This is a genomic window from Allobosea sp. TAF32 (assembly GCF_052113585.1).
In the GTDB taxonomy this organism is placed as follows: domain Bacteria; phylum Pseudomonadota; class Alphaproteobacteria; order Rhizobiales; family Beijerinckiaceae; genus Allobosea.
The window spans coordinates 235,608-249,097 of record NZ_JBFRDM010000008.1 but is presented as its reverse complement, the minus strand read 5'-3'; the positions used below and the strand labels follow the sequence as shown (position 1 = coordinate 249,097).

Below are 13,490 nucleotides of genomic sequence, written 5' to 3'. Positions count from 1 at the left end.
GGCGGACCATAGACGGATCGGTCGGAAATCTGCGTAACCTACGCAGAAGACACGGGGGGAGGGGGCACATCACGCCTGTCAGGATGCGCCATTCGGCGGTTGTCCGAGAGCGGACATTCAAAGGCTCGAACGCGGCGCCTGCCGTGCCTGAACCTCATGTCCGCAGGTCGCTGCTGGCGTGTGGTCGCCTTCAGAACCTGACGTCGAGCCGTCCCTTGAGGGCCTGGTCGCGGGTTCGCTCGCCGACGGCGGCCACATAGGAGATGCCGAAGGTGGTCGAGGCGTTTGCGCGCCAGTCGAGCCCGGCTTCGGCGACCAGTGCATTGCGATCGATGGCCGCGGCGTAGACCCCGGCCGACGTCGTGCCGGCGACGAAGGCCGTCACGGTCTTCGGCGTCAGATCGCCGAAGCCATAGCGCCAGCCGAGCAGACCCCGGGCGAAGAGCGGCATCGTACCGAGCTGCGCCTCGGCGCGCAGGCCCCATGTCGTGAAGCCGAGATTCTGGTCGCCGGAGAAGACGCGCAGCGCCGCAGCGCCGCCTTGCTCGACGTCGGAGCCGCTCGAGACCTGAAGCAAGGCAAGCTGGGCGAAGGGTTCGATGCCGAAGCGCTCATAGGTGAACGCATAGCCTAGCTCGGCGAAGGCCTGCGCCACCCGGCTGTCGCGGTCCGAGCGCAGCGTGTCGCCGAACCCGCGGATCAGGACCTGCCGGGTCAGGCTGGTATCGCCGAACGAATAGCCCAGGCCGCCGTCGAGCCGCCAGGCCCCGAAGCGCGCGCCGGCATAGAGCGCGGCATGGCCGCTCTCGAGCCGGCCGGAAGAAAGCCTGGCGCCGACATCGAAGTTCGACCGGGTATAGCCGCCGGCAGCGCCGACCCTGAGCGAGCTCGCGCCGGTATCGTAGAGCTTGATGTCGGCACCGAGGATGGCGCCGCCGGTCCGGCGCGACAGCCCCGCCGCATTGCCGTCACCATCGGTGTTCGCTTGCGCTCCCACCGCCTCGCCCCAGATAGCGAAGGGCTCCTCGAAGCGCGGCGCCGGCATCAGGACCGGGCCCTTGCGGCCCGGCAGGTCGGCCGAGAGACCGGCGGCGACCTGCCCGCCGCGCCTCGTCGGCCGTCGCCGAGACCAGCGTGTCGTAGACGGGATTGCCGAGGCCCAGCCGCTCCGCCGCGACCGCGATCCCGCTCTGGTTGCGCGTTCTGGCGATATAGGTCCCGCCACCGGCATCGCCACCGTCGCCGCCTGGCCCGAAGGAGGTGTCGTTGCGGGCCATCGTCAGGGTGACGTTCTGAGTGTCGTAGGCCAGCGACGGCGTCAGGAAGGCGAGATTCGAGGTGACGCTGGCGAACTGGCCGCTGACGCCGCCGGTCGCAGTCAGGATGGTGTAGTTCGTGCTCGCCGCGTAATGGCCGGTCGCGGCCAGCACCTGGACGGCGGCGCCCGACAGCGTCGCCATGCCGGAGGCATTGATCCTGTCGCCTAGTCCCGCCGCATTGACCTCGACCTGATAGGTCGAGCCGGCCCCAAAGGAGACATTGCCGTTGACCGTCAGCGTGCCGATCGAATTGCCGGGCGCGACCGTGGCACCATTGCCGACGGCGATGCCGCCGACCGTGCCGGAACCGCCGAGCGAACCACCGTTCACGGTCACCGCACTCGCGATCGAGCCGTTGACGACGAGCTTGCCTGCGTTGACCGTGGTCCCGCCCGTATAGGTGTTGGCGCCCGACAGCGTCAGCGTGCCCGTGCCGGTCTTGACGAGAGCACCGCCGCCGCTGATCGCGCCGCTCACCGTGGTCGTGTCGCCGTTGCCGCCGGTGGTGAGAGACCACATGCTGAGCGCATAGTCGCCTGCGCCGGCGATCGAGCCCACGGTATCGTGGGACTTGCCCTGGAAGAGCGTTGTGCCGCCGGCATTGGTGATCAGCCGCGCATTGCCGGCCGAGGCGTTCAGCCAGAAACGCAAGGTGCCGGAATTGTCGATGGTCGCATTGGCGGCCGTGCTGCTGGAGGCGAATTCGAGATACGCGCCCGCGTTGTTGCGGACGGTGGCATTGCCGCCAGAGCTGGTGTTGAAGAAATACACCGTGCCGGAATTGTCGATCGTCGCGTTTCCGGCCGTGGCGTCGACCGCGAACTGTAAACTGCCGCCGGGATTGTTGCGGATCGTGGCATATCCGGCCGTGCTGCTACCGATGAAGCCAAGGCTCGCGTTCCTGCCGTTGGTGATCGTTGCATTGCCGGCCGTGCTGCTGTCGTCGAAAACGACGCTGCCATCTGGATTGTTATGGATGGCCGCAGTACCGGCTGTGCTGGTATCTTGAAAGAAAACATAGGATCGGGGTGGTACGCCGCCATTGATTATCGTCGCGCCGGCTACGGCCGAATTCTGGAAATATATAACGTTCTGATTGTTCAGTATCTGGATCTGCCCGGAGTTGTTGATGATTCCGGTACCGCTAAAACGCAGCTCGGCGCGATTTGAGATGATGTAGCTGTTGGCTTGAGGATTGAACGTGAAGCCCCCTAGGGCCCGGTTGGAGTCGATGCTGACCGTCGTTCCGCCAGTGCTGCCGAAGAAGGCCGTGCCGGAAGGGGTGCCGGCCGGGGTCCAGTTGCCCGCATCGCCGAAGACGTTCGATGCCGCACCGGTCCAGGTCGCGTCCTGCGCTAAAGCGGGGCCCGCCGACAACGAGCCCAGTATCGTGCCGGTCAGAAGGACCAGCCGCAGACGCACGTGAGTGGAAACCAACATAGCCTTGCCCCCGGAATTGTTCGCGCTCGGCAGCCAGCAGCCTCAGCGCACATGCGACTTCGAGCCGTGAATCGACGTCACGGCTGACAGAACTCTTGAAGGTGATCCGCGTGGGCCGAGCCCGAGCGCGGAGATGGCCGAGGCCTCGGTTTCAGCGCGAGTTCGCGCCGGGCTTCGGCATTCGCCAACTGGCGGCCCGCGTCAGCCGGTCATGGCGCGCGTCCAGCGACGAGGAAGTGACGCCTGAGGCGTCCGGGGATTCTCATGGCCGCAGACACAGTTTCGGCCAGCCTGGGCCAGCCCCAATCGATGCCCTCGCCATAGGTCCTCACAGCCCCCGCGGTCCCTCTAGCGGTGACCCTCTGATCGAATCTAAAGGGAAACCGCTGCCGGGCACCATGACCGGAAATCCCAACTTGATGACCGTCCGTCCGAGATCGTCGGGAGTGTCTTCGGCGGTGCGAATCTGCCCCCGATAGCGATTGGGGCCGGCCGTTCGGCGCCGGATGACCTGTCTGAATCACTTCGAGCCCGGCGAAAGTCGCCGCTGCCGACCGCGCCGGCCATCTTCGCTCCCAGCTGGTCTTGACTTTACAGCGCTGCCAAAGTGCCCAAACTTGCCAATGCCAAATCAATGACCCAACTGGACTTTTGCAATTGAATCGGAACCGCAAAAACCAAGCAGGTCGTTTTACGAGCGAGCACGGGCGTTTGAATGCTTGAAGCCGAAGCAAGGCCTCAGTCACGTCCATCACGTGGACTTATCTGGCCATTTCCTGCAGGTCTGGAGAATTTCTTGGCCTGGAAAGCGGCGCTTTCCCGCCTGGTCGACTGTTCGATTCCGGCCGATTTCGACCCGGCGTCGTTCAATTTCTATGGCTGCACCTGGCAGCTCCCCGAAGCTTTTCTGCAGATCAATGGCGGCTCGGCGATGACCATGTCGCGGCCGCAGCGCGCCATCGATGACAGGCCAAATTCCCAGATGTCGCTTTATCTGGTCCTAAGCGGAGAGATCACGACCGATTATGACGGGCGGAAGCGGTCCCATTCCTCTGGCGACATCGTCGCTATCGACTATTCGCGGCCATACGAATGCCATACGTCAGGCTACGAAGGCATAACGATCACTTTCGACAGAGCCAGCGCGCCGTCCAAGCTTCAAGGGGATGTCCACGGCATGGTGCTGACCGCGGACAGCAGTGCCGGCGTCTATCTCGGAGGCCAGATCAGGTCCCTCGTGGATCATGTCGACGGCCTCAGCGTCGACCAGGCCCAATCAGCCGTCGACGGCATCTTGCGATTTGCCGAAACCACACTTCCGGCCGCCGCCCCGAGAAAGAAGTACGACGATTTCTCCGTCCTCGACCGCGCCCGTCGACTCGCCCGGGGGAAATTGTCGGATCCGGACTTCGGACCGGATGAACTGGCGAATGCACTGAGCATCTCTCGATCGAAACTGTTTCGTTCGTTCGAGGATCATGGCGGCGTCCAGCGCTGGCTGCTCGGGGAACGGCTGAAAGCCAGCTTACGGACGATCGTGCTGTCCGAGGGAAAGCTGAAGATATCTGCCGTCGCGCACCAGCACGGATTTCGCAGCGAAGCCCATTTCAGCCGTGCCTTCAAGAAGCGTTACGAAACCAGCCCGAGCTTCGTTCTGGACCTGGCGATGCACTCCAAAGGTTCTTCGATGTACCTGAGCTGGGTGAAGAACGATGCGAAGGAAGAGAGGGCGACAATCGAAGCGTGGCTCGCCTCCGCTCTTGGCAAAGAAAACAGCCCGTAAAGTGCAGAGTAGATTATTGCCGTAGTTCATCGCGTGGCGGCAGACGCGGGCGGTGGCTGCCCAGTTGGTTTCCTGCGCTTCGCTACTGCGGTGACGGGCTGATCTTCGGCGGCATCAATGATGCGCTGTCGAGCGCAAGGCGTCGAAACAGCGACGAGGTGCTGCTGGCGCGGGCGGCCAATCCGGATAGTGCGGAACGCGCTCGCGAAGCGGGCCAGGGGCGCGCCCATGAGAAGCATTTGACCGCATCGCGCTGACGTGCACCTTCGGGCCGGCGTCGCCAAGACCGGCTCTGCCGGAATGACGCATGGCCTAGGTCACATCGCGAGGTTATGGGCATGACAGCAAATGCTACGGCCGCAGCCCTATTGAATGCCTGCGAGGACCTGCTCGTCCAGGCAAGACATCCGTCCGAAGTCTCATCGCGTCGGATCGCCGATCGCGCCGGCACGAATCCGGCTGCGATCAACTATCATTTCGGCGGCCTCGAACAGTTGTTCATTGCGGTGGCGGAGCGCACCTACCGACGCCTCAACGCAGAGCGTCTGGCGCTTCTGCAAACGGCCGTTGATGCGGCCCACCCTGAGCCGGTGCCCGCCGACGCGTTGGTCCGCGCTATCATCGGCCCCTCGATCCGCTGGGCGCTCGATCCGGATTCCGCTTATCCGGTCCTTAGGCATGTAATCTCCAACTACCTGGGTTCGGAGAAGCCGGAGATGTACCGAGCGATGATCGACGAGATCGAGCCTCACCGCCTGTTCATCGCGCATTTCCTGAAGGTCGCGCCATGGCTCGACGAGGCGGAGATCGGCTTCAGGATCAGTTGCCTTCTCGGCATCCGATCGCAGCTCATCCGGCACCGGCAGCGGACAGAAGCCCTCACCATGGGCCGGATCGACATGTCGGATCCCGAGGCGCTGCTCGGCCATATCGTTTCTGTCGCCACGCCGATGTTCCGTCAGCACTGATTGTCAAACGGCGTTTGAATTCGTTCATTCCAGTGACATTTGGCAGACCTATCGGGCTCCGAACTCGCGGAGCCTCCGATGAAATCAAGCGTCACATTCGTCCATATTACCGACCTGCATGTCGGCGATCCCGCGGTCTCGGACGATCACCTGTTCAGCAATACGAGCGAGACGCTCACCTCGATCCTCGCGATGATCGGCCGCATCGAGCCGAAGCCCGCCTTCATCATCGCCAGTGGCGACCTGACCAACCGCGGGAGCACTGACGACTACAGGCATCTCGCCCGGCTCATGCAGGCGACGGACGTTCCGGTCCTGTACGCGCTCGGCAATCATGACACGCGCGAGGGCTTCTATCAGGGCATGCTCGATCGTGCCGACGAGCTTACGGCGTCCTACGACCATGACCACGTCATCGGCGGGCTGCACGTCATCGTCCTGGACACCAGCACGCCCGGCCAAATCGGCGGCACGATCGAACCCGAACAGTTCGACTGGCTTGAAGCCAGGCTCGACGCCCACCCGGAGCTGCCGAAGCTGCTCGTCGCCCATCACGCGCCCGCGCTCGGCGAGGCCCCGGACTGGGCCCATTGGCGCACTATCGAGTTCAACCAGTCGCAGCGCCTGGCCGAGATGCTTGTCGGGCGGAACATCCTCGCGATCCTGAGCGGCCATATCCATCACGACCGCTTTTCGGTCTGGCACGGCATCCCAGTCATCGTCGGTATGGGGATGCACGCGGCCACCGACATTCTGGAAAGCTCGGTCCTGCGCATGGTCCGCGGCGCTTCCTTCGGCATCGGCACGGTCCGCAAATCGGGCCTGACGATGGCGCTCGTCCCGCTGCCGTCCGATCGGGCCGAGCTCAACCGCTACGACCTCACAATGCTGCGCGAGCGGCAGGAAGCCGCCCTGGCCGAAGCCACGGCGGGTTGAACCCAGAGTCACCGCAAGGACGGGTCTACCCATGATGAAACGTTTGATGTTGCGGCTGCTGGCTGCGGGCGGGCTCGGCATTGTCTTGTCGAACCCGGCAGCGGCGGAGATGGCTGGCCCGCCGAGCAAGCCGGTCACGATCACCTTCTACAACTACAACCTCGCCACAGCCACGGCCGGCGCGCAGGCGACGCGCGAGCTCATCGCCGAGTTCGAGGCCGCCAATCCGTTGATCAAGGTGCAGCCGGTCCCAGTGCCGCCGAACGAGATCATAACGCGGCTGCAGGCGGACATGGCTGCCGGGCGCCAGCCCGACGTCGCGCAGCTCGTCTTCCGCGACCTGATCTATCTGGCTACGGATCTCGGCGCACAGCCGCTCGAGGACATGGCGGGCGCGAAGGGCTATGCCGAGCTCACCGCGGGGATGATCCCGAACGGCCTGGAGCTCGGCAAGGTCGACGGCAAGACCTACGGCCTTGCCTACACCTTCTCGACGCCGATCCTCTACTACAACGCAGACCTGTTCCGGAAGGCAGGGCTCGACCCTGACAAGCCGCCGCGGACCTGGGCAGAAGTGCGCACGGCCGCCGAGGCCGTCGCCAAGAAGACCGGCGCCGAGGGCTTCTTCCCCGGCGCCTATGGGCCGGCCGACGGCACCTTCGTCTACCAGGCGATCCTGATGTCGAATGGCGGCAAGGTCCGGGACGGCAACAGGCTGACCTATGCCAGCCGCGAAGGTATCGAGGCCGTGCAAATGCTGCGCGACATGGTCGCGGGCGGTGGGCATTCGCGCATGGACCCGGCCAGCCCGGCCGATGCCATGTCCGCAGGCAAGCTCGGCATGTTCCTCTATACGAGCGCGCTGCAAAACAGCATCTCCAATGCGGCCAGGGGCAAATGGGAGCTGCGCGTCGCGCCGATGCCGGCCTTCGGCACCAAGCCTACGGCGCCGACCAACTCCGGCTCTGCTCTTTTCGCGTTCTCGACCGATCCGGCCAAGCAGCGTGCCTCCTACGAGTTGCTCAAGTTCATGACCTCGAAGCGCGGCTATACGATCATCACCAGCAAGATCGGTTACCTGCCGCTCCGTCTCGATATCGTCGACGATCCCAATTACCTCGGCCCGTGGACCGCCGCGAACCCGCTGATCCGCCCGAATCTGGAGCAGCTCTCGCGGCTGACCCCGAACGTCGCCTTTCCCGGCCCCGATTACCGGCAGGTCGAAAGCCTTATGAAGGACGCCGTCATCGAAGCGGTCTTCGGCCGAGGCGACGTCGCCAGGATCCTGACCGAGGCGCAGACCCGCGGCCAGGCGATGATGCCCTGACCTTTGACGCTGGAGCGGGCGTCCCCGCCCGCTCCCTCCGCGTTTCCGTTCACCGACAGGTCACCCGATCGATGCCGCTTCACCCCTTGCGTCACTGGCAGCTGCCGAACGCCCATAATATCCGCGATCTCGGGGGCTATGCCGGCGCCGGTGGTGTCGCCACGGGCTGGGGGCGCCTGCTGCGCGGCGACGACCTCTGGCATCTGAGCGAGAGCAGCCGCGACGCGCTGGTGGACCGCGGATTGGCTCTGGTGATCGACCTGCGCGGGTTCCACGAGATTGCCCATCAGCCGAACCCGTTCGCTGCCCATGCGACGGTGCGCTACCGCAGCATAGCGCTTTTCGACCAGTTGGAGCCCATTGGAACGCTGTCAGCGCCGCTCAATATGGCAGCACGCTACTGCGAGGCATTGGATCGATGTGGCGCGCGGCTCGCGGATGTCCTGACCGCCATCGCCGAGGCGCCCGAAGGGGTCGTGCTCTTCCACTGCACGGCTGGCAAAGACCGCACCGGTATCGTCGCTGCGCTCCTGCTGCTGGTCGCCGGCGTCGCCGATGACGAGATCGCCGCCGACTACGTCCTGACCGCCGAACTCGGACAGGCGATGCTCGAAAGGCTGCGCGAGCGCGCGCTCGCGGGCGGCGCCGATCCGGCCCAGGTCTCGCTCATGCTGGCGAGCGATGAGATCACGATCCGCACGATGCTCGCGCATCTGCGGGAGCGGCATGGCGGCATCGCCACCTATCTCGCAGCCATCGGGCTCTCGCCCGCTCGGATCGAGCGGCTGCAGGCCCGGCTGAACGATTGAAGCGCGCGGCAGCCGGCACATGGCACATGCGATGAAACCCTTCGCCGAGCTCCCTGCGGCGGCCTCGAGGCGCAGGGCGAGATGGATCGTCTCTCCGTGGCTCTATCTGGCGCCCGCGATGATCAAGCTGATCCTGTGGATCTACTGGCCGCTGATCGACGCCGTCCGGCTCAGCTTCTTCCGCTGGAACATGCTGCCCAACGCGCCGCAGCGTTTCGTCGGATGGGACAACTATGTCCGGATATTCTCGCTGCCGAAATTCTGGGATGCAGTCGCCAATACCGGCGTCTACGTGCTCGGCCTGATCCCGCTCGCCGTGCTGCTGCCGCTCGCGATCGCGATCTACACGCACGACCTGCCGGCGCGCTCGCGCAACATCTATCGCGCGATCATCTTCGTCCCGATGATCATCGCCCCCGTCGTCGGCGCGGTGGTCTGGCGCTGGTTGCTCGATCCCGGCCACGGGCTGGTCAATGCCGGCATCACCCTGACCGGCGCTGCGCCTGTCCGCTTCCTGGGCGATCCCGCTTGGGCGATCTGGACCATCATCGTCATCACAGGCTGGAAGCTGATCGGCTTCTCGACGCTGATCCTTTCGGCCGCCAACGCCAACATCAATCCGGCACTGATCGAGGCCGCGCGAATGGACGGAGCCTCGCGCTGGGAGATCATCCGCGACGTGCGCCTGCCGCTGCTGCGCTCCACGGTGCTGTTCCTGCTGATGATGACCGCGCTGCTCGGCGCGCAATGGAGCTTCAGCTACATCCATGTCCTGACCGGCGGCGGCCCGCTCGGCTCGACAACGAACCTGTTCTACCTGCTTTGGGATTTCGGCTTCTCGACGATGTCCGTCGGCTGGAGCTCGGCCTCGGCCGTCATCCTCTTCCTCGGCTTCAGCGCGATCGCCTTCGTCCTCCTGCGGCTGATCGACAGGTATTCCATCCATGACAACTGACATTCGTCCGGGGCAGCGCAGCCGCGCCGTGGGCCATCTCGTCATGGTCCTGCTGTCGATCTTCTGCCTGTTCCCGGTCTACTGGATGATCGTCACCTCGCTGCGTCCCGAGAATGCGATCTTCGAGACCAGCCTCTGGCCCTCCGAGCTCTCGCTCGCGAATTATGCGGCGGCCTTGGACGCCATCCCGATCGTCCGGATGCTGGCCAATACGCTCGTCATTTCCGTCGCGGTGACGGTGATCCAGCTCTTCACCGGGCTGCTGGCGGCTTATGCTTTCGCGCGCTGGCGTTTCCCGGGCGATCGTCTCGTTTACGCTCTGATCGCGCTGACCTGGCTCGTGCCGTTCCAGGTCGTGATGATCCCGAACTACCTGCTGATCGCGCGGATGGGTCTGCTGGACAGCGTCGCCGCACAGATCCTGCCGAACTTCGCCTCCGCGCTGGCGATCCTGCTGCTGGCCCAGACCATGCGGAGCTTTCCGAAAGAGGTGTTGGAGGCGGCCCGAATGGATGGCGCCGGGCACTGGCGCGTGCTGTGGGAGGTGGTCATGCCCAGCCTGCGCGGGACGCTCGCCTCGCTCGCCATCCTGATCTTCATCTCGACATGGAACGAGTATTTCTGGCCGCTGCTGCTGAGCCGCACGCCCGAAAACAGCGTGATCCAGATCGGCATCCAAATGTTCATGACGGCCGAGGGCAATGCCTGGGGCCCTCTCATGGCGGCCTCGACGATGGCGAGCCTGCCGGTCCTGGCGATCTATCTCGTGCTGCAGCGTCAGGTCGTTCAATCCTTCATGAAATCGGGCATCCGCTGATGCCGAGAGGTCTCTGATGTCCGCTCTTTCGATCACGGCGCTCCGCAAGAGCTATGACGGCAAGCAGGTGCTGCATGGCATCGATGTCGCGATCCCCGACGGAGACTTTGCGGTCATCGTGGGCCCCTCGGGCTGTGGCAAGTCGACCTTGCTGCGGATGATCGCGGGGCTCGAGGACATCACCGACGGCACCATCGTGATCGGCGACAGGGTGGTGAATTTCGTCGATCCGGCAGAGCGCGGCTGCGCCATGGTTTTCCAGAACTACGCGCTCTATCCGCATATGACGGTGGCGCAGAACATCGCCTATCCGCTGAAGATCGCCCGCGTTCCGCAGGCCGAAAAGGAGCGCAAGGTGCGCGAGGCCGCCGCGCTTCTCGGGCTGAGCGACTATCTCGGTCGCAAGCCCGCGCAGCTTTCCGGCGGCCAGCGCCAGCGGGTGGCGATGGGCCGGGCGATCGTCCGCGAGCCGCAGATCTTCCTGTTCGACGAGCCGCTCTCGAATCTCGACGCCCTGCTGCGCGTGCAGATGCGGATCGAGATCAAGCGATTGCACAAGCGGCTGCGGACGACCTCCATCCTCGTGACGCATGACCAGATCGAGGCGATGACGCTCGCCGACACCCTGATCGTGATGAACAAGGGCCGGGTGGAGCAAATCGGAGCGCCGTCCGAGATCTATCGTCGTCCGGCGTCGCTTTTCGTGGCTGGTTTCCTCGGGGCTCCCGCCATGAACCTACTGCCGGCTTTCGTCCGCGACGACGGGGCCGTCGCGCTCGAGATCGAGCCGGAGCGGGCGATCGCTTTGCGCTCTGGCATGAGACCAGGCACGCAACTGGTCGCTGGGATCCGTCCGGAAGAGATCGTCATGAGCGAAGCGGCCGAGGGCTGCGACGCGGTCGTCGACATGGTCGAGGAGCTCGGAAATTCGCGCATCGCGTATTGCAGAATCCTCGACCGGGACCTGGCAGTCATCCTGCCGCCGGGAACGGAACAGATCGAAGGCAAGTCCGTCCGGCTTGGCTTCAACGGCTCGACTTGGCACTTCTTCGACGCAGCCGGGCTGCGGGTCGAGCTCCGCTACGCCCCTCCGGCGAGAGCTGTAGCGGCACTCGTCTAGTCCAACCTCGCAACGATCCGCCGACATCCGAGCGTTCCCGGCGTCGAAATAGCTCTCGCGTTGGCCCACGGGCATCAGAATTTGCGGAGTTTTTCCCGCAATCGCGGTAACACCATCCCTCGGTTCTCGGTCAGAAAACGATTCAGGTTGGCGATGTAAGCCTCTGGCAGGCTGAAGTGTTTTGCTCCAGCGATGACCGTCTCCATGTAACCGGGCTTCGGCTTTCCCGGCTCGGCTGAGCGACCGATATAGATCAACGTGCGCTTGGCGCCGCCCGGCACGATCACCGGTTGGCTGATCTTCACATAGAGGCCGCTCGCGATATCCTCGAACTTGTCGAGCACGCGGATGTCACTGAGCGAGCAATCCCAGAGCACGCCATGCACTTCGTCGCGCGTATCGCGGATCGCCGAAGCATAGCCGTCGCGGGTGATGATGAAGCGATGGCGCGGCAGGCGAGCGGGGCCGAGCGGGCGCGAATTCGGGCAGCGCTCGGCCATCCCGACCGGATCCATGTTGAGGCCGTAGGCGAAATAGAGGGGCATTGGGGCCTCGCGTCAGTCTCGGGCGGCGCGCAGCGCAGACCCGAGAATCTCGGGACGCATTGCCGCCCTGTTTGTTGAGGCATCTCGTCCTGAGATGCTCGGGTCAAGCCCGCGCATGACGGCGCCTTTGACCCTTACTTCGTCTTGTTGAACAGTTCCCGGCCGATCAGCATGCGGCGGATCTCGCTGGTGCCGGCGCCGATTTCGTAGAGCTTGGCGTCGCGCAGCAATCGCCCGGTCGGGTAGTCGTTGATGTAGCCGTTGCCGCCGAGCAACTGGATGGCATCGAGCGCGACCTGTGTCGCCTTCTCGGCCGCGATCAGGATGGCGCCGGCGGCGTCCTCGCGGGTCGTCTCGCCGCGGTCGCAGGCCTTGGCGACTGAATAGACATAGGCCCGGCAGGAGTTCATCGCGACATACATATCGGCGACTTTGCCCTGGACGAGTTGGAACTCGCCGATCGACTGGCCGAACTGCTTGCGTTCGTGGACATAGGGCATGACCACGTCGAGCGCGGCTTGCATGATGCCGAGCGGCCCGGCCGCCAGCACGACGCGCTCGTAGTCGAGACCCGACATCAGCACGTTGACGCCGCGCCCGACCTGGCCGAGCACGTTCTCCTCCGGCACCTCGCAATCCTGGAAGACGAGCTCGCAGGTGTCGGAGCCGCGCATGCCGAGCTTGTCGAGCTTCTGATGGGTCGAGAGCCCCTTCATGCCCTTCTCGATCAGGAAGGCGGTGATGCCGCGTGAGCCGGCCTCCGGATCGGTCTTGGCGTAGACGACCAGCGTTTCGGCGATCGGGCCGTTGGTGATCCACATCTTGTTGCCGTTGAGGACGTAGCGGTCGCCCTTCTTCTCGGCGCGGGTGCGCATCGAGACGACGTCGGAACCCGAGCCGGGCTCGGACATGGCGAGCGCGCCGACATGCTCGCCGGAGATCAGCCCAGGCAGATATTTGCGCTTCTGCGCTTCGTTGCCGTTGCGGCGGATCTGGTTGACGCAGAGATTCGAGTGGGCGCCGTAGGAGAGGCCGACCGAGGCCGAGGCTCTGCTGACCTCCTCCACGGCGATGCAATGCTCGAGATAGCCGAGCCCCGAGCCGCCATATTCCTCCTCGACCGTCATGCCGTGCAGGCCGAGCGCGCCCATTTCCGGCCAGAGATCGCGCGGGAACTGGTTGGTGCGGTCGATCTCTTCGGCCCGCGGGGCGATCTTCTCCTGCGCGAAGGCATGGACGGTGTCGCGGATGGCGTCGGCGGTCTCGCCGAGGTCGAAATTGAACGGGCGCGGCGCGTTGGCAAGCATGGCGGAACCTCCCGGCAGATCGTGGGGAGCGGGGCTCCCTTTGCCTTCGTTATAGCTGCCCCGGGGGCGGCGCGTCAGTGCGCAGCCGCGCCCGGCGCAGTTTGGCGTCGACGCCACGGTCAGGTCTCGCAGCCGGCATCGGCGGAGCAGCGTTCCAAACGGAA

The 13,490-nt window shown here is 64.7% G+C and carries 12 protein-coding genes and 1 pseudogene; 9 read left to right on the top strand and 4 right to left on the bottom strand.

From position 1 onward, the window contains the following. Positions 1 to 190: 190 nt before the first annotated feature. Together AB4Z16_RS18285 and AB4Z16_RS18280 are read right to left on the bottom strand one after the other, a co-directional pair. On the bottom strand, positions 191 to 1,045 hold the full coding sequence (locus tag AB4Z16_RS18285) for an autotransporter outer membrane beta-barrel domain-containing protein (protein ID WP_441512780.1): 855 nt from the start codon (positions 1,043 to 1,045) through the stop codon (positions 191 to 193). Continuing rightward, a complete protein-coding gene (locus AB4Z16_RS18280; protein ID WP_441512779.1) occupies positions 969 to 2,759 on the bottom strand; it encodes an autotransporter-associated beta strand repeat-containing protein in 1,791 nt (596 codons plus the stop codon). The genes AB4Z16_RS18285 and AB4Z16_RS18280 overlap by 77 nt, the downstream gene beginning before the upstream one ends. Positions 2,760 to 3,555: 796 nt before the next feature. Between AB4Z16_RS18280 and AB4Z16_RS18275 the strand changes: the two genes are divergently transcribed. The 9 genes and pseudogenes from AB4Z16_RS18275 to AB4Z16_RS18235 all read left to right on the top strand — a co-directional run bounded on the left by AB4Z16_RS18275 (position 3,556) and on the right by AB4Z16_RS18235 (position 11,474). Continuing rightward, positions 3,556 to 4,542 carry an AraC family transcriptional regulator gene (locus tag AB4Z16_RS18275; RefSeq protein ID WP_441512778.1) on the top strand — a complete coding sequence of 329 codons (987 nt, stop codon included), beginning with the start codon at positions 3,556 to 3,558 and terminating at the stop codon, positions 4,540 to 4,542. Positions 4,543 to 4,874: 332 nt separating this feature from the next. After that, positions 4,875 to 5,039, top strand: a pseudogene (locus AB4Z16_RS18270) (TetR family transcriptional regulator); the annotation flags it as partial. A gap of 9 nt (positions 5,040 to 5,048) precedes the next feature. Then, positions 5,049 to 5,510, top strand: a complete 462-nt coding sequence (locus tag AB4Z16_RS18265) for a TetR family transcriptional regulator (protein ID WP_441513078.1) — start codon at positions 5,049 to 5,051, stop codon at positions 5,508 to 5,510. A 78-nt stretch (positions 5,511 to 5,588) separates the two neighbouring features. Then, positions 5,589 to 6,446, top strand: a complete 858-nt coding sequence (locus AB4Z16_RS18260; protein WP_441512777.1) for a metallophosphoesterase — start codon at positions 5,589 to 5,591, stop codon at positions 6,444 to 6,446. Positions 6,447 to 6,477: 31 nt separating this feature from the next. After that, on the top strand, positions 6,478 to 7,773 hold the full coding sequence (locus tag AB4Z16_RS18255; protein ID WP_441512776.1) for an ABC transporter substrate-binding protein: 1,296 nt from the start codon (positions 6,478 to 6,480) through the stop codon (positions 7,771 to 7,773). Between the two features lie 71 nt (positions 7,774 to 7,844). Continuing rightward, on the top strand, positions 7,845 to 8,582 hold the full coding sequence (locus tag AB4Z16_RS18250; protein ID WP_441512775.1) for a tyrosine-protein phosphatase: 738 nt from the start codon (positions 7,845 to 7,847) through the stop codon (positions 8,580 to 8,582). A 118-nt stretch (positions 8,583 to 8,700) separates the two neighbouring features. Beyond that, on the top strand, positions 8,701 to 9,537 hold the full coding sequence (locus AB4Z16_RS18245; protein ID WP_441512774.1) for a carbohydrate ABC transporter permease: 837 nt from the start codon (positions 8,701 to 8,703) through the stop codon (positions 9,535 to 9,537). Continuing rightward, positions 9,527 to 10,354, top strand: coding sequence for a carbohydrate ABC transporter permease (locus AB4Z16_RS18240; RefSeq protein WP_441512773.1), 828 nt, complete (start codon positions 9,527 to 9,529; stop codon positions 10,352 to 10,354). Before AB4Z16_RS18245 ends, AB4Z16_RS18240 begins: the two co-directional genes overlap by 11 nt. A gap of 16 nt (positions 10,355 to 10,370) precedes the next feature. Further along, positions 10,371 to 11,474: an ABC transporter ATP-binding protein gene (locus AB4Z16_RS18235; protein WP_441512772.1), complete on the top strand. Its 1,104-nt coding sequence runs from the start codon at positions 10,371 to 10,373 to the stop codon at positions 11,472 to 11,474. A 74-nt stretch (positions 11,475 to 11,548) separates the two neighbouring features. Here AB4Z16_RS18235 and AB4Z16_RS18230 read toward each other — a convergent pair whose 3' ends face one another. Then, the gene (locus tag AB4Z16_RS18230; RefSeq protein ID WP_441512771.1) at positions 11,549 to 12,019 is read right to left on the bottom strand and encodes a gamma-glutamylcyclotransferase family protein; all 471 of its coding nucleotides are present in this window, start codon (positions 12,017 to 12,019) and stop codon (positions 11,549 to 11,551) included. A gap of 134 nt (positions 12,020 to 12,153) precedes the next feature. After that, complete coding sequence (locus AB4Z16_RS18225; RefSeq protein WP_441512770.1) at positions 12,154 to 13,326, bottom strand: isovaleryl-CoA dehydrogenase; 1,173 nt, start codon at positions 13,324 to 13,326, stop codon at positions 12,154 to 12,156. Positions 13,327 to 13,490 lie beyond the last annotated feature (164 nt).